Here is an 18,328-nt window from a genome sequence, read left to right as displayed (position 1 = left end):
TTACAACACAGTTTTCACAGGAGTGTGCCACGTGAGCGCAGCTCAAGATTTCCGGAATCTATCCCTTAACGACGTTCCCGCTGCAGTCACTGAGGAACTTCGCATTTTTCTTGATCAGCGCAATGACGACGTAGCTAAGATTGGCGCGCCAGTTACTCGCGCTGTAGAACACCTCCATAGTTTCGTCCTCAACGGTGGGAAGCGCGTCCGCCCCTTGTACGGGTGGGCAGGCTTCGTTGGAGGTGGAGGACTGGAGAATTCTCCTGAAGATCCACATGCAGTCTTACGCGCAGTGTCCTCCTTGGAGTTCATTCAGGCATGCGCGCTGATCCACGACGACATCATCGATTCATCCGACACCCGTCGCGGTAACCCAACTGTTCACCGCACAGTGGAAAAGCTCCACGCCGATTCAGGTTGGAAAGGCAATTCACTGCACTTCGGTCAGTCCACTGCGATCCTCATTGGAGACCTCGCGCTCGTCTGGGCCGAAGATTTGTGGCGCTATTCAGGGCTAAGCACCGAGGCTTTAGAGCGTGCAGCTGAACCGTGGCGCGCCATGCGCACGGAAGTGATCGGTGGCCAACTTTTAGACATCAACTTAGAAGCCACGGGGGACGAAAGCCCCGCACTGGCCAATGCTGTAAATCGCTTCAAGACAGCTGCTTACACCATCGAGCGGCCTCTTCACCTTGGAGCAGCACTTGCTGGCGCCCCGGAGAAAACCATTTCTGCTTTTCGTGGTTACGGCCATGACATCGGCATCGCCTTCCAACTGCGCGACGATCTGCTGGGAGTATTTGGCGATCCGGAGATTACTGGAAAGCCCGCTGGCGACGACCTTCGCGAGGGCAAACGCACCGTCTTATTGTCGCTTGCACTAGCACGTGCCGACGAAGCCGACCCCACTGCCGCTGCAGCTCTACGCGCAGGTGTAGGCACAGTCACCGACCCCACCGACATCAACAAGCTTGCCACCATCATCAAAGACACCGGCGCAGTGGAGCAGATCGAGCAGCAGATCACCACCCTGACAGAATCGGGTCTCGCCTACCTCACAGCGGCAGGCGTCGACAAGCACGTCCACGATCGCCTCCGCGAGCTTGCTATTAGGGCTACGGAGCGGCGCAAATAATGCAAATAATATGGACTCGACTCAGCCGAATAAACCCCACAACCTTAGGACTTATCGGCACCATCCTCATCACCATTGGATCTTTCGGTGCAGGCGCCACCCGCAACCGTGGTGGACTCCTCAGCGCCTTAGGCCTCGATTTCCTCACCTTTGGCCACGGTAAAGGAATTCTAGAGATCGTCTTGATGGTGGGCATCGCTGTACTTCTCGGTGCCTGGATCTTGACTGGCCGGCACGTCATCGTCGAAAAGCCCGAGTGTGACGACGACCGTTTCGCCACAACCTGGCGCTCCTTGTGGGCTTGGGTTGCGCCTCTCGCATTCGCAGCCCCAATCCTGTCGCGCGACGTGTACTCATACCTCATGCAGGGCGCGATGATGCGCGATGGCTTCGACCCGTACAACGAAGGTGCCGCCGTTAATCCTGGGCCCTATCTGCTTGAGGTGTCGCACGACTGGCGCAACACAACAACACCTTATGGGCCCCTCCACCTATGGATCGGCGAGGGCGTTACCACACTGGTAGGCGACAACGTGGCACTCGGCCTCATCGCCTACAAAGTGATCTCTCTTTTCGGTTTCGCAATGATCGCGTGGGGCGTGCCCCACATCGCCCGCAAACTCGGTGGTGACCCTGCACTAGCTTTGTGGATTGGCGTGGCCAACCCCGTCATGATTTTGCACATGGTGGGGGGAATGCACAACGAGTCAACCATGGTCGGCATGGTAACCGTGGGACTAGTCCTGGCGGTAAATCGCAGATTCGTGGTGGCAGTGGCACTCATCTCCGTCGCGGTATCGCTCAAGGCCACCGCCGCCATCGCGCTGCCCTTCGTTGTCTGGATAGCAACAAACTACTATGCAGGAGACACAGCTAAAGTTGGTCGCCGCGTGGCCACCTTTGTGATCACTGGCGTGATTGGAGTGATCGAAACCTTGGCCGTGGTGGGACTGGTCACCTGGGCTTCCGGCTCGTCGTGGGACTGGCTGGCGGAAATCTCCGGAAATTCCAAAGTGGTCAATCCACTAGCGCTGCCAACGTTAATTGCCGATGTTGTCGCTCCGTTTATCCAGCTGTTCCACGAGCGCTTCCCCTACAACGCCATACTTGCAGCGACACGCACACTTGGAACGATCGCCCTGTTAGTAGGCCTCGTCATAATTTGGTGGATCTTCCGCCAGAGTGATCGGCGCGCCGTGATGGGTACCACATTGGCCTACCAGTGGGCGTTCACCGTGAATTCAGTAGTGCTGCCGTGGTATTACGCCTCGGTTATTTCCCTGGTAGGCACATTCCGTCCACCCATGTGGGTGCTGCGCCTGACCACCGGGGCCTCCGTGGTGCTGGCACTGGCATTCACCGGCGGAGGTAACCACAGGTTCTATGACCTCTGGTTCCTTGGGGTCGCCATATTTCTCGCGTGGGCGGTAACAGCGTACGTCTTCCCCATGGGTACTAAAACGCCATCGCCTGAGCGCGCCGAATCACCTCTCGCGCCAAGTGTCCATGCAGTGCGTCAACAGGGCGACCAGGCAACGAGTCATCCTCAGTAAATAAATACTCGAGGATTTCCTCCTCAGAGAAATTGTTATCCGCCAGGACAGTCACCACCCCGGAAACAAACTTGGGCAGCTCACCATACTCGTCGAATAGTGCGGCAGGCACGTAGTTCGTCCCATCTTTGCGGTAGCGCACCAGCTTCGAAGTACGCACGAGATCATGCACCTTCGTCACAGGGACAGCGAGCTGGTCTGCAACCTGGGGGAAGGTCAACAGGTTCTCGTCGGATAGCAATGCATCAAGATTTGTCATACTCACACGAATTACTTTACGTGCTTTACGGCTGTCGGATTCCCCTTGGAGTGTAGTTTGGGGAATACTTGAACCTATGAAGCAGCTCGCCGTTGGAGATTACTTGGAGGACCGCTACCGCATCGATCACCCGATCGCCCGCGGAGGAATGTCCACCGTGTACCGCTGCGTCGACGAGCGACTCGGGCGTGAGGTCGCCGCCAAGGTGATGGATGACCGCTACGTCGACGACGCCGTGTTCCTCGACCGATTTCGCCGCGAGGCCCGCGCAATGGCCCAGCTCACCCACCCTAACCTAGTCAATGTGTATGACTTCTCCGTCCACGGCGACCATGCCTTTCTGATCATGGAGTTGATCACCGGTGGGACGCTGCGCGAACTGTTAGCAGAACGTGGACCTATGCCACCGCATGCTGCCACCGCAGTGATGCGCGCCGTACTCACCGGGCTGTCTGTAGCACATGCGAAGGGGATGGTGCACCGCGATATCAAGCCGGATAACATCCTGATCAACTCTGATAATCGGGTGAAGCTGGCAGACTTCGGGCTTGTGCGTGCCGCTAGCGACGCGAAGCATTCGACCGACCAAATTGTGGGCACGGTAGCCTATCTGTCCCCCGAGCAAGTCGATGGTAACGAGATCACACAAGCCTCGGACGTTTATTCTTCCGGCATCGTCTTATTTGAGCTTCTCACCGGTACTACCCCATTTTCCGGCGACACTCAGCTGGCTCACGCGTTCGCGCGCATTAACGAGGATGTGCCTCCCCCATCGAGTCGCATCGAGGGAGTACCTAAGCTTTTCGACGAGTTGGTTGCCACCGCTACCGCACGTGAGCCTCACGCCAGGTTCCGCGATGCCGGAGACTTCCTGGCAGCGCTTGACGATGTAGCTGCCGAACTGAACCTACCTGCCTACACCGTGCCGGTGCCCACTGAGTCCGCAGCGCATCGTGCCGCCGCAGTACCTACCAACATGGGCCCCGGAGACGCGCGAGACAACGACCCCTCGGTCGACGACACAGCACATGATGCTGGTGCTACCAGCGTGATCCACGCCCAACTTCCAGAGCCGTACAACGAAACACGGGTTCAGCCCGTTGTCCCTCCTCCTGCACCTGCTCCACAGCCTGCTGCTCCCCCGCCGGCGCATGCTTCGGGCCACGAGCCGGCGGTTCAGCGCAACGTCGAACCGCCTGCGCCTGAAAGCAACCGTTCCTCAATGTCGCTTTTGGTGTGGTTGATCATCATTGGGGTTTTAACCGCCGCTGTCGCAATTGGTGCCTGGTGGTTCGGCTCAGGCCGATACGGGGAAATCCCTCAGGTACTTGGTATGGACCGTGACCAGGCAGTCACCGCCGTCAGTGAAGCAGGTTTTGAGCCCGCAACAGAAATTGTGTACCACAATGACGTTCCCAAAGATCAGCCGGTGGGTACAGACCCGCCCGGTGGTAATAAAGCACTTCCCGGCGAAGAAGTGACGGTGCTGATTTCCCAGGGAAAACCCACGGTGCCTGAAGTCCCGGCAGGCATGGGCGTGGAAGATTACCGGGCACTAGCTGATCAGCGCACTTTCGAGGTCACCACTGGCGAATCGGTTTACTCCTCTGATGCGCCCGTTGGTTCCATCGCCGTCACCGACCCACCCGCGGGGACACCTTTGTCCATTGGATCGACGATCACTGTTTCCGTCTCCAAGGGCCCCGAGCCGATTGCTGTGCCCGACATTCGAGGACTTCCCGAAGCCGATGCCATTGCGGCACTGGAAAATGCTGGTCTCAACGTCGGCGAGATCAGTGAGACCTTTGACGACGAGATCTATGGTGGCAACGTCGTTAGCACTGACCCTGCGAAAGCCACCGAACTTGAACGCGGCGACACAGTCGACCTTGTCATCTCCAATGCCAGAACTATTCCAGACGTTAGCGGAAAAACTATCGACGACGCCACCGACGCTTTAGAAGAAAAAGGAATTACCGTCGACCGCACAACACGCAGTTCAGACCAGGTCTCAGATACCGCCCACCGCGTTCTGTCGACTGATCCACCGGCGTGGACCAATCTCGAACCCAATAGTGCCGAGGTTGTGCTGATACTTCCGGGTCAAGTGACTGTGCCAAACTTTGTGGGCATGCGTGTCGAAGACGCCCGGGCACTCGCCGACGAGGTTGGCCTAAAAATTAATCGCGGTAGTCGCTACAACGACGAAGTGATCACCAAGCAGCGGACACAGGCCAGCGACGCGGTACGGCCGGGTTCTACCGTGCGGGTTGAGTCAGAATAAACGTAGCTCCTCTACCCGGCACCAAGGTGCCAAGGCACCAAGGCACCTGCACCTAGGCACCCAGCAATCCGCTTAACTAGTAACGCAGCATCTCCGCGACGAGGAAGGACAACTCGAGGGCCTGCTCAGTATTCAGCCGTGGATCACACGCCGACTCGTAGCGGCCAGGCAAATCCACATCAGTGATGTCCTGGGCTCCACCTAGGCACTCCGTCACATCCTCACCGGTGAGCTCAATGTGAATACCGCCGGGGTGGGTACCCAAAGAACGATGAACCTCGAAGAAGCCTTGGACTTCGTCGATAACCTTGTCGAAGTGGCGGGTCTTGTACCCGTTCGATGCAGTAAAGGTGTTGCCGTGCATCGGATCAGACTGCCAGACAACCTTGTGCCCAGATGCTTCAACGGCCTTGATAATGCCAGGTAAAACCTGGCGAATCTTGTCGTGCCCCATCCGCGCAACCATGGTCAGGCGTCCGGGTTCGTGGTGTGGATCAAGGCGGTCCGCATACGCTACTGCCTCCTCCGGAGTCACCGAGGGGCCGAGCTTCAGACCGATCGGATTATCAATCAAGGCTGCAAAGTTTACGTGGAAATCCTCGATGCCGCGGGTGCGTTCACCAATCCACAACTGGTGCGCCGACAAATCATAAAGCTTTGTGTCACCGTTCTCGTCCTCCCCCAAACGCAGCATTGCGCGCTCATAATCCACAAGCAGTGCCTCGTGAGACGCGTAAATATTTGAGGTACGCAGGTGAGTGTCGTTGACACCACACGCATCCATAAACGCCAGCGAACGCGATATCTCGCGAGACAGCGCTTCATACCGTGCACCAGCTGGTGAGTTCGCGACGAATTCGCGGTTCCATTCATCCAAGTTGTACAGGTCTGCTGTACCGGACTGAGTCAAGGCACGCACCAAGTTCATGGCTGCGCCGGAGTTCGCGTAAGCGCGTACCATACGGGAAGGATCGTGACGACGAGCCTCCTCGGTCGGCTCCACACCGTTGACAATATCGCCGCGATAGTTCGGAAGACCGTTGCCGTCGAGGTCACTTGACCTCGGCTTTGCATACTGGCCCGCAATACGGGCGAGCTTAACCACCGGCATCGAGGCGCCGTAGGTAAGCACCACTGCCATCTGCAGAAGGGTCTTGATGTTGGCGCGGATATGTGGCTCCGTGTTGGACTCAAAGGTCTCAGCACAGTCACCGCCCTGCAAGAGAAAGGCCTTCCCGTTGGCAACATCAGCCATCTGTGCCTTCAGGCGATGGATTTCAGGCGCCACGACGACAGGCGGGACCGACTCAAGAATCTTGCGTACATTCTCGGCCTTGGTCTTGTCCCAGCTCGGCTGCTGCTTCGCGTCACGGGCAATAACGTCCTGGAACTTCTCATTCAGGTCACCGGGCAACGGTGGCAGGTCCGGCAGAACTGTTTCGGGGATATCAATTGTCCAACTCACACTCTTAGTTGTAGCACGGCACCCTGCGAAAACCCACTTTCCTAGACGGAACTACCTGGGTGGCTTCTACTAGGTTGCTTCGTCCGCACAGTTATCGGTGGACTCAGCCGGGCCCTAATCGCGTTGCGCTCGCCCCTTCGCATCGAGTGGCAACACTTTCTCGCACACCTTAAATTTCTGCAGGTTATGCCGGGCGTCGATAAGCGCATCATGGTTGCCATCCGGAGTCTTCGGCAACCGGGGGCGCCCCGCCATCTCCCAATACTGTTTCAGTTCATGGGTGTACCGTGGCAAGCTGCGCGGCAGACCTGCCATGTCCCCCCACAACTGTGCCAAGACAACATGATCATAGGCACCAACCCATGCCCACAGTTCAGGCCGAGTGGAATCAGCGGTGAGAAAATCATAGACATCTTGACGGATCGTGCTTGTTGGCTTCCATGCGCCGTCATTAGGGCTAGGCAGTTTGTCCAACACGTTCTCCCGCACCCAGTCGTTGGCTGCCGACGAATCGAAATCGGTAGAGACAGCGTAGTACTCTCTGCCATCTTCGGACACGATCCCGATGCTCACCAACTCAATGGTGCGCCCGTCCTCAATAAACTCTGTGTCGTAGAAGTACCTCACGGAATCAGACACACTCGCATTTCTATTCTTGTGACATCGTATAGATCGTTCTGGTCACGGCTCGACGACGTCAGTGTGAGGCTTCTGAGAGCCGCCCTGAGTGTGATCGCGACGGTTTATGGGGAAAAACAGCACGAGGGCTATAGACACGATGATCGTAGGACCCGTGTAAGAATCAGGCACCCCCATCGCCACCGCAGCAATATAAGCAATGATCAAGACAGCAACGATGATGACACGGATGACGATAGAGCGCCCCATGCGTCGTTAGTTCCCTTCTAACCTCTATTGATGAGTGCGACCAGCATCGCCGACTGTATACGGTTCGATGATGCGACGCTCACTACTAGTTCGCTTCGGCTCTGGCAGCTTCGGCGGGTATAGAGACCAGCGTAGTCCAGGCACCTTTCCAAGCGCCCACATACCCAGCCCGCCAGCAGCCGAAGCTACCAAGCCGATCACAATCCACACGTGGGTAGACATCCAAAAACCCGCACCCTCCATGCCCACCGGTAGATCATAAAGTTCGCGAGGAAACGACACCAACATTGTCAACGCAATAGGATGCCCGAGATAAATTGGGAGAGTATTACGCCCGAGGAACTGCAATGTGTCAGATATACCAGGGACCTGTGTCAGCGCCACAACTAGCACCACTCCCGCAGGAAGCATGAGACTGTACTGAAGCTGGTTGACCAGAAGCTGCAACGCGGTGTGATCCAACCCTCCGATCACCGGGACGGGAAGAACAATTGATTGGTTGGCCTCGATAAAATTATTCCAGGCGATCACAAGTGCGACTGCGGACAGGTAACCGGCTAAAGCGAACAGGATCCGTGTCGGCGTCAGCGCTGTCGTCGCAAAGCGCTTAATCACGTGGCAGGCATAGGTGCCCGCCATAAAAATCGGCAAGTACATAATCACCTTCGCCACGATCGGAACCTCATGGTGCCACTGAATCCCCAACACTGGGCTCAGCGCAACCACAACAGTCGCCCACATCGGAAGCTTTCGGGTTAACCACAGGGCCAGGTTAAAAAGAACGAGTGCGTAAAGAAACCACGCCATATTTCGCCCCGTGACGATCAGTTCCACATACTCCCGCAGAGTAAACGGCTCCGAAATACCGGCTAATTGCCTCATCTCGTTAGTGAGGGTGACTTCGATAGGAACCCACACTAGGTAAGGGATGAGGAAAAACCACAGTCTGCGACGGAAAAGCTCAGGCAAGCTAAAGTTCAAAACCTTGCTGGAAAAAAGACCACTGACAAGAAAGAACAACGGCATCCGCAAAGGGTCAATAACAGTATTTGCCTGAGACAACGCTGTGTCTCTCGCCCCGGGGATTAAGAGGGACACGTGGAGAACGACCACCCCGATGATGGACAAACCTTTGGCCACGTCGGGCCACGCAAGTCGCTGTGTACTCATTGTCACCCTCCTGCCAACCTGTACGCGAACCAGTGTAATGCTACCGCCTTAACCTGCGGAAACCAAAACATTCAACGCATCGTGTGCAGTCTGGTGGGGTGAGAGTGGTTAGTGTGGGCGTGCCTGCGGCGGGTACCCTTTCCCTTCAGCCAAAGATTTCTTCACGTCAGTGGCATACACATCCACGTAAGAAAAACCTGTTAATTCCGTTAATTTCGCCATGACATAGTCCGTGAACGGGCGCATTACTTCATTGGACCCTGGGTCGAATCCATTGCTGCGTGCCCATTCGTGAGGGTCAATAGCCTCCCCCACCCGCATTTTGACCTGGACGGGGCGAATGAACTTAGTTCCAATCGGATTCGCATCAGCCGAGTTGATCATCCCCAAAGGAATAACTGGAGCTCCAGTATTCATGGCCACGCGCGCCATCCCCGTCTTTCCTTTGTAGATACGCTTATCCGGCGCTCGAGTGCCTTCGGGATAAATACCGAGGAGATCCCCACGCTCCAGAACCTCACGCGCCGCTTGAAGCATATTCTCACCAGCGCCCTCAGAACCCCGATACACCGGGACCTGGCCAACCGAAGTGAAAAACCACTTTTTAATACGGCCCTTTAATCCCGGCGCAGTGAAATATTCGCTCTTGGCAGGAAAAGTGAGCTGACGGTCGCACACCAGCGGGAAAATAAAGGAGTCATACACCGACTGGTGATTGGATGCGACGATAGCTGCCCCTTGCTTGGGGATATTGTCGAGGCCTTCGGTTGTTGGACGGCTCCAGACCCATGCCAGTGGCCCCAGAAGAATATGCTTATAGAACCAGTACCACTTGTTTTGCACGGGATGCTCCTCACAGGCTGTCGCGGGCGAGATCAGACACTCCGATCATACCTGCCGCCGGCCCTAATTCAGCGACAACCACCCGCGGCAAAGGCCGATAACCCGATCCGACAATATTTGCAGCTAATTGCTCCTTCGTCTTTGGCAGGAACATATCTGCATCTGCGCTAACACCGCCACCCAAAACAATGAGCTCAGGATCAAGTACATCGGCCACAATCGACAGTCCCTGGCCAAGCCACCCCGCGAAATTAGCCACGGTGGCAAGGCCAAGCTTGTCTCCGTTGCGTGCAGCCTGCATCACATCGTCGCCCGTGGCACGCTTGCCGACGACCCTCCGGTACAGCGACGTGTCCTCGTAACAGCCCTGCGTGGCAATGTGAATCGCCGTATCTAGAAGCGCTGTACCAGAAGCGTAACGTTCGAGGCACCCCTGCTTCCCACAGGAACATACCCGCCCACCCGGGACCACAGTGATGTGGCCGAACTCCGGGGCAGTCCCGAAAGACCCACGATAAATCTCGCCCCGATGCATCAGAGTCGCGCCGATCCCCGTGCCCACTGCGAAGAAAACCCACGTCTCTAGATCTCGAGCAGCACCAAATCGATATTCGCCCCATGCTGCCGCGTTGGCGTCATGCTCAAGACTTACCGGAAGCCCAATGGAGTCTTGGAGGATTTGGCGTACTGGTGCATCGTTTCGCCACGGCAGATGTGGGGCAAAGCGGATAATTTCACGATCTGGATCCAAAAAGCCCGCAGCGGCAACCCCCACCGCAGCAATCTCGTGTCGCGAGCGAAGATCTTCGGTGAGTTTTACAATCGCTTCTTCCATGTCTCGGGCTGTCTCGGGAGTCCGCACCGAAGCTTGATCGATTATTGCACCGGTGTGAGTAACGACGCTGGCGCGGGTATTCGTGCCTCCGATGTCGAAGCCCACAGTCAGAGCTTCACGACGTGGCGGTGAGGATTCCATAACGTTAAACCCTATCCTGCTGCTTAAGAAAAACGGTCACTGGCCCACATTAGAGCAGATCATTGAGCCTTTTCCCCATGACATCCCACGTCCAATTCCGAAGCACATGGTCACGGCCTGCCTTCCCCATACGTGCCCGACGCACCGGGTCGTCGATAAGCGACATGATGGCGTGCGTTATCGAGCGGGTGTCAGCGCCATCTACGACGATCCCTGTTTCCGGAGTAACGGTCTCGGGCGCTCCGCCGGAATTTCCAGCGATCACCGCTACCCCGCACGCCTGTGCCTCAAGATACACAATTCCTAATCCCTCAACATCCAACCCACCACCACGTGTTCGCGCCGGCATGGCCACGATATCCGCCGCGGCTACCAGATCACGCATGTCCTCCGATGAGACAGAGCCGGTGAAAAGAACAGAGTCAGAAACACCTTTAGCCAATACTTCAAGGGCACGACGATACCGGCCCTCGCCCACGATCACGAGGTGTGCATCCGGGTGCTGCTGCAAAATTTCGGGCATACAACGAATGAGTTGATCCTGGCCCTTACGAGGCACCAGCCGAGAGGCGCACACGATCACAGGACCCCGCCCCACGTTCCAAGCGCGACTGGTGGACTCAATGTGTTGTGGGGTTGCGGGCCGGAAGAAATCCGTGTCGACACCACTTGGTAAGTGAACATAGCGCGGTGCGTCACCCACAACATCCCGAATCCGCCGCACCGTGTATTCGGAAATGTAGGTAATAATATCGGCACTCCGGCCGATGCGCGACAGCGCCTGACGCGCCCCAGGGAGCATAGACCAGCCGACCTCGTGCCCATGGGTTGTGGCAATAACACGGGTTGCACCAGCGCGTTTCGCCGCAGCCCCCATCAGGGCTAAAGGTGCGGCTGCCCCAAACCACACCGTGTTGATGGAATGCGTCCGGATCAGTTCCTGCATTCTTGCGGTAGTCGCCGGAGTAGGCAACATGACTGAACGTGGCCAGCGCACAATGCGGTAATCACTGGCTGCATCGTGAGCAGCGGCTGCAGCGGCATCCTGGGTAGAGGCAAAGACGATGATCTCGCGGGGATCAACTGTGGAAAGAAAATCTCGCAAGTACGACTGAATCCCGCCGACTGCGGGCGGGAAATCGTTTGTCACAAGCAACGTTGTCATTCAGCCGGACACCGTTTAGTAGCGGGCAGCACCCTGAATTGGCATGGAATTATACGGGACGACCTGGACGGGGATTCCATAGTCAGAAGCATGAACGACCTGGCCATTACCAATGTACATTCCGACGTGAGTCACACCGGGGTAATAACCGATGATATCGCCCGGCTGAAGGTCAGATAACGGAACCGACTGGCCACCTGCTAGCTGTGCCTGAGATGTGCGCGGGATCGACTTACCGTTTTGTGCGTACGCCCAGAACATCAAGCCGGAGCAATCAAACTGATTCGGGCCTGCGGCACCCCAACCGTACGGCGCTCCTATTTTACTCATTGCGGCACCTACGACACCGCTGGCAGCTGGGTTCAATGCGAGGCCTGGTTGCGGGTTCTTAATGGGGCCATTCTTGTTGAGCCATTCCTCGCGCGCTTCGCCGTCCAACGAGTTCACCTGATTCTCCAGGTTGCGCACTTGCTCCTCGAGCTCGCTACGCTCCTCGTTTAACTTCCGGTGCTTCGAGTCAAGTTGATTGCGATAGAACTCGGCTTCAGCTAAGGCAATATTAGCTGCGTTTGCCATTTGCGCGGCTGTTTGATTTGCGTCTTGGAGCTCCCCAAGGGTGCGTTCGGTATTGCGAGAGATGGACCCGAGGTAGGAAGCTCGGTCGATTACCGTCTGCGGATTGCCGGACTCCAAGGTGGTGATTAACGGATCTTTTTGCACATTCCGGTATTTGGACACCGCTATCCCATTGACGTCAGACTGATATCCATTTTTAGCCCCGATAGCGCGTGCAGCAGCGGCATTTGCGGATTCTGCTTCATCTTTCAGGCGATCCAGATTTGACTGAGCACGTTCGATATCGTTCTCTAGTTCCTTCACCTCTTCATTCTTTGCTCCCGCCGCGGTGGAAACTTCGTCCATCTGAGAGATCAACTTATCAATATCTTGGGCGTCTACCGGGAACGCAAGCCCGGTTGACACCGCAGCTGCAGTGAGTGAAGGGACCAAGAAGGTAAAGCGTGAGCGCCTTGGCGCGCGGTGTTTGGCCACAATATCCTCTCTCGAGATACTTAATAAATACTAAGTGCACGGCGTGCTAACCCTTGTAACTATAGCGGTTGAGCAAACCTGTGCAAAGCGCATAAGTCTAAGAAATTGCTTTCGAATCACAACAGGCACAATTCTCACGAAGCTCCCGTTCCGACCCCATTAAAACGCACGGCAACCGAAGAAATTTGATAACAATGCCCCCAACCGCTAGGGGTGCCTGTCGGCAGAATCCCTTGGGCTGGGGGCAAGCCTATCCCGCCATAAAGTAAGGCGGATTTGTGCTCAGAATTTGCTTAGAAGCGGACAACTGAGTGGATTGGCATGTAGTGCAGTGGGCGCTCAGCTACTGGGGACCCAGAGTTAAGTGCATCAATCATCACACCGTTACCTGCGTAGATTGCAACGTGGGATGCGCCACCGTAGTAAACAACGATGTCACCAGGCTGAATCTGGTTCAAAGGGACCTTCTGACCAGCTGCTGCCTGCGCACCGGAAGTGCGTGGAATGTTCTTACCAGCCTGGGCGTAGACCCAGGAGGTAAAACCAGAGCAATCAAACGCGTTTGGGCCAGCGGCACCATAGACGTACGGGGAACCAATCTTCGATCGAGCGATGTCTACAATCTCTTGCCCCGAAGACTTCTGCACTACTGGTGCCGGCGCTGGGGCCGGTGCCGGCGCAGGCGCTGGGGCAGTAGCTGGGGCTGCGTAGGTAGCAGGAGCCGGCGCATAGTTTGCCTCTACTTGGTCCAAAAAGGCAGCGAAACCTGGAATCTGAGTTGCTCCTGGAATGGCACGAACCTGTGCGACGGCAGAACGGACGTCGCCGTAATAGCTGTTGCTGCTCTGGATGGATGGAATCCACTGCTGGATACCTGGAATGTTTTCAATACCTGGAACGTTCTCGATGCCCGGGACATTCACTGACACAGGGCTACCTGGAACGGTAACCTCTGCTGCGGTCGCGGTAGCTGGTACCAGGAGGGTCGACCCCATGGCCGCTGCGGAAACAGCAGCGACCTTACGTGCAGTATTCTTGTCCTGGCGACGGTGCTTAGCCACGAATAATCTCCATATCTTCCTGTAATGCCTACCGAGTTAGCTGACGGGCTAGGTGAGGAAATCACCCTTCCTTATGCAACGGCCTATTGTGGGTCGCCCCTCTAAGGAATTCACCCCGGGTTAGAGAGGTGGGTCCCCGGCCCCGTTCCGGCCAGTGGCCCGAATGGGATTCGGCAATATATGTTCAGTTCGTACCTTGCGTCCGGTTGGTCGCAATGTCTCAATAAGGTTACGAAACTGCAACAAACTTTGTCCAATGGCTCGCCCGTTATCAAGCCGTTATTTTCGGAGTGCCTAAAATGGCAGTCAATAACGCAAGAGCGAAACCAATTTCTGCGGCAACTTGTAGATTATAAAAAGTCTCTGAACAGCAGTTTTAGACAGACAGGCCGGTCCATTTCACTTTCACGATTTCCAAAAACTATTATTTTTCTTCAAAACATGTCCCATTGTGTTCTTCCTCACATTGCACCGGCAAAAGCACAAAGATGGGCCACACAAGTTTGAGTTTTCTCCGTCTGCAGCGCTTGAAATTCTTCTTGGAACCGCCACTGCTCCGAAACAGTGAAAACACTATTTGAAAAATGTTTCGGTCACTCACTTATTCGAAAGCTCTCTATTTCACCTCTCGCCGGTGCTAAGGAGCGCTAGTCATAAGCCTCCGCTTCACTTTTGAAGAAAAAACAGCGCCCCATCCTCCAAGGGGAGGGTGGGGCGCTGTAGTGAGCGCAATTCTTCGCGTTGTCTCTAGTTGAGACCCTTCTGTTCATCCTCGAGTCGGTTCTGCTCGTCGATCCGACGCAGAGCTTCCATCTCTTCATGATGGTTGTCACGCTTGATCTGTGCACGGCGCGCCATGATCTCAGGATCATCAGCCTTGAACATACCGGAGGTCTCGGAGTCAGAGTAACCCAGTTGGTTCATCTGCTTCGGAACACGAGCACCAGTGTACTCAAGCGGGACTGCGTTGCCTTCAGCATCGGTAGCCAACGGCTGGTGGATTTCCACGAAGGCACCGTTTGGCAGCTTCTTGATCACGCCTGTCTCAATGCCGTGTTCCAGTACCTCGCGGTCAGAACGCTGGAGACCAACGCAAATGCGGTAGGTGATGAAGTAGGCAATTGGAGGTAACACGATCAGGCCGATGCGACCGACCCAAGTCATCGCGTTCAACGAGATCTGGAAGTGGTAGGCGAATAGGTCGTTACCACCAGACAGGGTAAGAAGCAGGAAGAACACGATGCCCATCACACCGATTCCTGTGCGAACCGGAACGTCACGCGGACGTTGAAGCAGGTTGTGGTGAGCGTTATCGCCAGTCGCCTTCTTTTCAATCCAGGGGTAAGCGATCAGCAAGATCACCATGACCATGGCCATGACGATAACCCAGAACGCACCCGGGATGGTGTAGTTACCAAAGTAGAGCTCCCATGCCGGCATGACACGGGCTGCGCCGTCTGTCCACAGCATGTAGATATCCGGCTGGGAACCAGCGGAGACCTGAGACGGGTTATACGGGCCAATATTCCAAATTGCGTTGATGGTTGTCAGACCAGACATTGCCGCCAAGACTGCGAACACAATCAACCCCATACCGATGGCCTTGGTGGCAAAAACCGGCATGATGCGGATACCCACAACATTGTCTTCGGTACGACCAGGACCAGGGAACTGCGTGTGCTTCTGATACCAGACCAGCAAAACGTGCGCGGCGATTAAAGCCAGGATCAAGCCCGGCAGAACCAGTACGTGCAGGATATAGAAACGGTCGAGCATCAGGTCAGATGGGAAGTCTCCACCAAAGATTGCCCAGTGTACCCAGGTACCCAAAATGGGGACCGCCAGGATAATCGCGGACATAATGCGCAGACCAACACCTGACAGTAGGTCGTCCGGAAGAGAGTAGCCCATGAAGCCCTCAATCATACCGAGAAGAATCAGGGTACAACCGATAATCCAGTTAGCCTCACGTGGGCGACGGAATGCTCCAGTGAAGAAGATACGCATCATATGCGCAACCATGGACATCATGAACAGCAGTGCTGCCCAGTGGTGCATCTGGCGAACAAACAGTCCACCACGCACGTCGAAGGAAATGTCCAGAGCGGTCGCGTATGCACGTGACATCTCCACACCATTGAGCGGCAAGTAAGCCCCGTCGTAGATCACCTTCGTGATCGATGGGTCGAAGAATAGTGCCAGGTAAATACCCGTCAGCAGCAAAATAATGAAGCTGTAGAGGGCTACCTCACCGAGCATGAACGACCAGTGAGTTGGGAATACCTTATTCAGTTGCGGGCGCAGGAAGCCCGCGATTGTCATGCGCGAATCAACAGCATTCGCGGCTTTACCTAATTTTGTACTCATTACGACTTACGCTCCCAGAAGGCCGGGCCAAGTGGCTCAATGAAGTTGCCACGGGCGATGAGGTAGCCGTCTTCGTCGACCTCCAGTGGCAGCTGTGGCAGTGCACGAGCTGCTGGGCCGAAGACTGGCTTGCCGTACTGCAGCGCATCGAACTGCGACTGGTGGCACGGGCAAAGAATACGGTTGGTTTGTGCTTCATACAGCGAGGTCGGGCAACCAATGTGCGTACAGATCTTGGAGTACGCGTAGTAGTCGCCGTAGTGGAAGTCTTCCTGACCTTCACGCTCCACAACTTTCGCTGCGTCATCGGAACGCAGACGGATCAGCATGACAGAGTTACGAGGACCGTGAATGGAATGCATATGGTTTTCGTAGACATCTCGCGTTGGATCGTAGAGATCGCCGTCGTTAACATCGTCTGCTGCCAATGGGTAGACGGTCTCCATGCCTGCGGCTGCGATCTCTTCCGGGCGGACACGAACTAGACGAGAAACACCAGTCGTGGTGAAGTGTGTGCCGGTGTCTCCCTCATGCTTCTCGGCGATTGCGCCGGTGTCGCGGGCGAGGTACAACTTGACGCCTTGGTCATGGAGAGACCATCCAGAAGTCCACAGAGTGCCATCACCGTTGTAGTTCATCTCATGGCGCGGCCGCCATGGGTCCTTGATAGCACCACCCAAGGGAGCGATGATGACCAAACCAGCCAAGAGGCCTGCACCGCCGAGCAGTCCCTTCATCACATTACGACGACCAAGCGTGGAAGTTTCCCACGCGTCGTTCAGCAGTGCGGTAGTAGTGCGACGATCAACCTCAGAAGAGATGCCATCGTGTCGACGCTGTACTGCTACTTCTTCAGGGATGAACTTCTTCACGTACTGAATTACAGCTACACCAAGTCCGAGCAAGGCCAGGCCTGAAGTTAGACCCAGCAGCGGGGTGTACATCGTGTAGATTGCCAAGCCCTCGTCACCGTGGAACTTAGGCTCCCACGGCCAGAAGAGATACACAGCAAGGAATGCGATACCGGCGATAATCGAAACGATCAACCAGGCATTGATGCCAGCCTCAGCACGTTTCTCGGCGGGATCATTATCAATCGGAAAACGTTCCTTGCGATACGCAATGGTGACGTCGTCCATTTCAGTGCCGAGAGTTGCTAACTCGACATTAGTCATCGCGTCGAGTTCGCGGTCGGTGTAATTCTTATTTACGTCGTTGCTCATGAGCGCGATCCAATCCACATAGCGGCGGCACCGATCAGGGTGACACCAATAATCCACATAGCCAGACCCTCAGAAACTGGTCCTAGTCCGCCGAGAGCGTAACCCGAAGGGCTCGGTGTTTCTTTCGATGATTTCACGAATGCGATGATGTCCTTTTTCTCATCAGCGGTGAGCTGACGGTCTGAGAACTTCGGCATGTTCTGTGGGCCGGTGAGCATCGCCTGATAGATTTCCTGCTCATTTGCAGGGTCCAGTACAGGTGCGTACTTGCCTGATGACAAGGCACCGCCACGACCGGTGAAGTTGTGGCACGAAGCGCAGTTAGTGCGGAACAGCTCACCACCACGGGCGACATCCTCAGGCTGTATCTGCCCGTTGTAGTTCTTGCCACGCAGCTCCTCCATCGCTAGGGTGCCGTCCTCATTGTAAACGAGGCCGGGCCCTCCGCCGTTTGCTGCGACGTACGCTGCAAGCGCCAGCGACTGCTGCTCTGTGTAACGAGGCTGCTTACGCTCAGCCTGAGCGTCATTCGACATCATCGGCATGCGCCCGGAGTGCACTTGGAAGTAGACGGCACCTTCACCGGTGCCAATCAGGGCGGGCCCGCGGTCTTCAACGCCTTGCAGGTTTGCGCCGTGGCAGGTGATGCATGCTACGTCGTAGAGGTCCTTGCCCTCCTGGATCAGCGCTTGCTCATCCCTCTGAGCCGTGGCAACCTGCGCGTCCGGGGTCAGAGCCGTGGCCAAAATGCCTGCGCCAGTTAGGCCGACCGTCAGGGCTGCAGCACCGGCGACTGTGCGACGCACCTTGCGGTTGCGCACCTTCTTCGGGTTCTTTTCCATCTTTATCCCTTTAGCGACTATGTGTTGTTTTGATTTCAGACCGAATG

Annotated in this window: 16 protein-coding genes and 1 riboswitch; of the genes, 3 read left to right on the top strand and 13 right to left on the bottom strand. The window is 56.0% G+C overall.

Annotated elements, in window-relative coordinates; translation table 11 throughout:
* Positions 1 to 31 precede the first annotated feature (31 nt).
* Positions 32 to 1,135 carry a polyprenyl synthetase family protein gene (locus CKV99_RS03495; protein WP_269457285.1) on the top strand — a complete coding sequence of 368 codons (1,104 nt, stop codon included), beginning with the start codon at positions 32 to 34 and terminating at the stop codon, positions 1,133 to 1,135.
* Complete coding sequence (locus CKV99_RS03490) at positions 1,135 to 2,688, top strand: alpha-(1->6)-mannopyranosyltransferase A (protein WP_177178066.1); 1,554 nt, start codon at positions 1,135 to 1,137, stop codon at positions 2,686 to 2,688. Before CKV99_RS03495 ends, CKV99_RS03490 begins: the two co-directional genes overlap by 1 nt.
* Here the strand turns inward: CKV99_RS03490 and CKV99_RS03485 are convergent.
* Positions 2,591 to 2,947 (bottom strand): Rv2175c family DNA-binding protein, encoded by a 357-nt coding sequence (locus CKV99_RS03485; RefSeq protein WP_092254485.1) that lies wholly within the window; start codon positions 2,945 to 2,947, stop codon positions 2,591 to 2,593. The genes CKV99_RS03490 and CKV99_RS03485 overlap by 98 nt on opposite strands.
* 76 nt (positions 2,948 to 3,023) lie before the next feature.
* Between CKV99_RS03485 and pknB the strand changes: the two genes are divergently transcribed.
* Positions 3,024 to 5,231 carry a Stk1 family PASTA domain-containing Ser/Thr kinase gene (pknB, locus tag CKV99_RS03480; protein ID WP_092254482.1) on the top strand — a complete coding sequence of 736 codons (2,208 nt, stop codon included), beginning with the start codon at positions 3,024 to 3,026 and terminating at the stop codon, positions 5,229 to 5,231.
* A 76-nt stretch (positions 5,232 to 5,307) separates the two neighbouring features.
* Here the strand turns inward: pknB and CKV99_RS03475 are convergent, their stop codons facing one another.
* From CKV99_RS03475 to qcrC, 12 genes are all read right to left on the bottom strand, one after another.
* A complete protein-coding gene (locus CKV99_RS03475) occupies positions 5,308 to 6,696 on the bottom strand; it encodes a class II 3-deoxy-7-phosphoheptulonate synthase (protein WP_092254479.1) in 1,389 nt (462 codons plus the stop codon).
* Between the two features lie 114 nt (positions 6,697 to 6,810).
* Positions 6,811 to 7,323, bottom strand: a complete 513-nt coding sequence (locus CKV99_RS03470; RefSeq protein ID WP_092255608.1) for a polyadenylate-specific 3'-exoribonuclease AS — start codon at positions 7,321 to 7,323, stop codon at positions 6,811 to 6,813.
* Positions 7,324 to 7,377: 54 nt separating this feature from the next.
* Entirely contained in the window at positions 7,378 to 7,584 is a 207-nt protein-coding gene (locus CKV99_RS03465) for a hypothetical protein (RefSeq protein ID WP_092254476.1), read from the bottom strand.
* Positions 7,585 to 7,608: 24 nt separating this feature from the next.
* Entirely contained in the window at positions 7,609 to 8,754 is a 1,146-nt protein-coding gene (locus CKV99_RS03460; RefSeq protein WP_092254473.1) for an acyltransferase family protein, read from the bottom strand.
* Between the two features lie 108 nt (positions 8,755 to 8,862).
* Positions 8,863 to 9,597, bottom strand: coding sequence for a lysophospholipid acyltransferase family protein (locus tag CKV99_RS03455; RefSeq protein ID WP_092254470.1), 735 nt, complete (start codon positions 9,595 to 9,597; stop codon positions 8,863 to 8,865).
* A 10-nt stretch (positions 9,598 to 9,607) separates the two neighbouring features.
* Entirely contained in the window at positions 9,608 to 10,573 is a 966-nt protein-coding gene (locus tag CKV99_RS03450) for an ROK family protein (RefSeq protein ID WP_092254467.1), read from the bottom strand.
* A 49-nt stretch (positions 10,574 to 10,622) separates the two neighbouring features.
* The gene (locus CKV99_RS03445; protein ID WP_092254464.1) at positions 10,623 to 11,738 is read right to left on the bottom strand and encodes a glycosyltransferase family 4 protein; all 1,116 of its coding nucleotides are present in this window, start codon (positions 11,736 to 11,738) and stop codon (positions 10,623 to 10,625) included.
* Between the two features lie 15 nt (positions 11,739 to 11,753).
* Complete coding sequence (locus CKV99_RS03440) at positions 11,754 to 12,788, bottom strand: C40 family peptidase (protein ID WP_092254461.1); 1,035 nt, start codon at positions 12,786 to 12,788, stop codon at positions 11,754 to 11,756.
* Positions 12,789 to 13,081: 293 nt separating this feature from the next.
* Positions 13,082 to 13,849 carry a C40 family peptidase gene (locus CKV99_RS03435; RefSeq protein WP_092254458.1) on the bottom strand — a complete coding sequence of 256 codons (768 nt, stop codon included), beginning with the start codon at positions 13,847 to 13,849 and terminating at the stop codon, positions 13,082 to 13,084.
* A gap of 10 nt (positions 13,850 to 13,859) precedes the next feature.
* A riboswitch (cyclic di-AMP (ydaO/yuaA leader) is annotated at positions 13,860 to 14,035 on the bottom strand.
* A gap of 561 nt (positions 14,036 to 14,596) precedes the next feature.
* Positions 14,597 to 16,216, bottom strand: a complete 1,620-nt coding sequence (gene qcrB / locus CKV99_RS03430; protein WP_092254455.1) for a cytochrome bc1 complex cytochrome b subunit — start codon at positions 16,214 to 16,216, stop codon at positions 14,597 to 14,599.
* Positions 16,216 to 17,439, bottom strand: a complete 1,224-nt coding sequence (gene qcrA, locus CKV99_RS03425) for a cytochrome bc1 complex Rieske iron-sulfur subunit (protein WP_092254452.1) — start codon at positions 17,437 to 17,439, stop codon at positions 16,216 to 16,218. The genes qcrB and qcrA overlap by 1 nt, the downstream gene beginning before the upstream one ends.
* Positions 17,436 to 18,281: a cytochrome bc1 complex diheme cytochrome c subunit gene (gene qcrC / locus CKV99_RS03420; RefSeq protein WP_092254449.1), complete on the bottom strand. Its 846-nt coding sequence runs from the start codon at positions 18,279 to 18,281 to the stop codon at positions 17,436 to 17,438. Before qcrC ends, qcrA begins: the two co-directional genes overlap by 4 nt.
* Positions 18,282 to 18,328: the final 47 nt, after the last annotated feature.

It is taken from the genome of Corynebacterium cystitidis, assembly GCF_900187295.1.
GTDB classification, from domain to species: Bacteria; Actinomycetota; Actinomycetes; order Mycobacteriales; family Mycobacteriaceae; genus Corynebacterium; species Corynebacterium cystitidis.
This window is presented reverse-complemented; position numbering and strand designations above follow the sequence as displayed.

Excerpts from the sequence above, each read along its gene's own strand:
- CKV99_RS03460 (WP_092254473.1), bottom strand. The coding sequence starts at position 8,754 with ATGAGTACACAGCGACTTGCGTGGCCCGACGTGGCCAAAGGTTTGTCC.
- qcrA (WP_092254452.1), bottom strand. The coding sequence starts at position 17,439 with ATGAGCAACGACGTAAATAAGAATTACACCGACCGCGAACTCGACGCG.
- CKV99_RS03450 (WP_092254467.1), bottom strand. The coding sequence starts at position 10,573 with ATGGAATCCTCACCGCCACGTCGTGAAGCTCTGACTGTGGGCTTCGAC.
- pknB (WP_092254482.1), top strand. The coding sequence starts at position 3,024 with ATGAAGCAGCTCGCCGTTGGAGATTACTTGGAGGACCGCTACCGCATC.
- CKV99_RS03490 (WP_177178066.1), top strand. The coding sequence starts at position 1,135 with ATGCAAATAATATGGACTCGACTCAGCCGAATAAACCCCACAACCTTA.
- CKV99_RS03445 (WP_092254464.1), bottom strand. The coding sequence starts at position 11,738 with ATGACAACGTTGCTTGTGACAAACGATTTCCCGCCCGCAGTCGGCGGG.
- qcrB (WP_092254455.1), bottom strand. The coding sequence starts at position 16,216 with ATGAGTACAAAATTAGGTAAAGCCGCGAATGCTGTTGATTCGCGCATG.
- qcrC (WP_092254449.1), bottom strand. The coding sequence starts at position 18,281 with ATGGAAAAGAACCCGAAGAAGGTGCGCAACCGCAAGGTGCGTCGCACA.
- CKV99_RS03485 (WP_092254485.1), bottom strand. The coding sequence starts at position 2,947 with ATGACAAATCTTGATGCATTGCTATCCGACGAGAACCTGTTGACCTTC.
- CKV99_RS03465 (WP_092254476.1), bottom strand. The coding sequence starts at position 7,584 with ATGGGGCGCTCTATCGTCATCCGTGTCATCATCGTTGCTGTCTTGATC.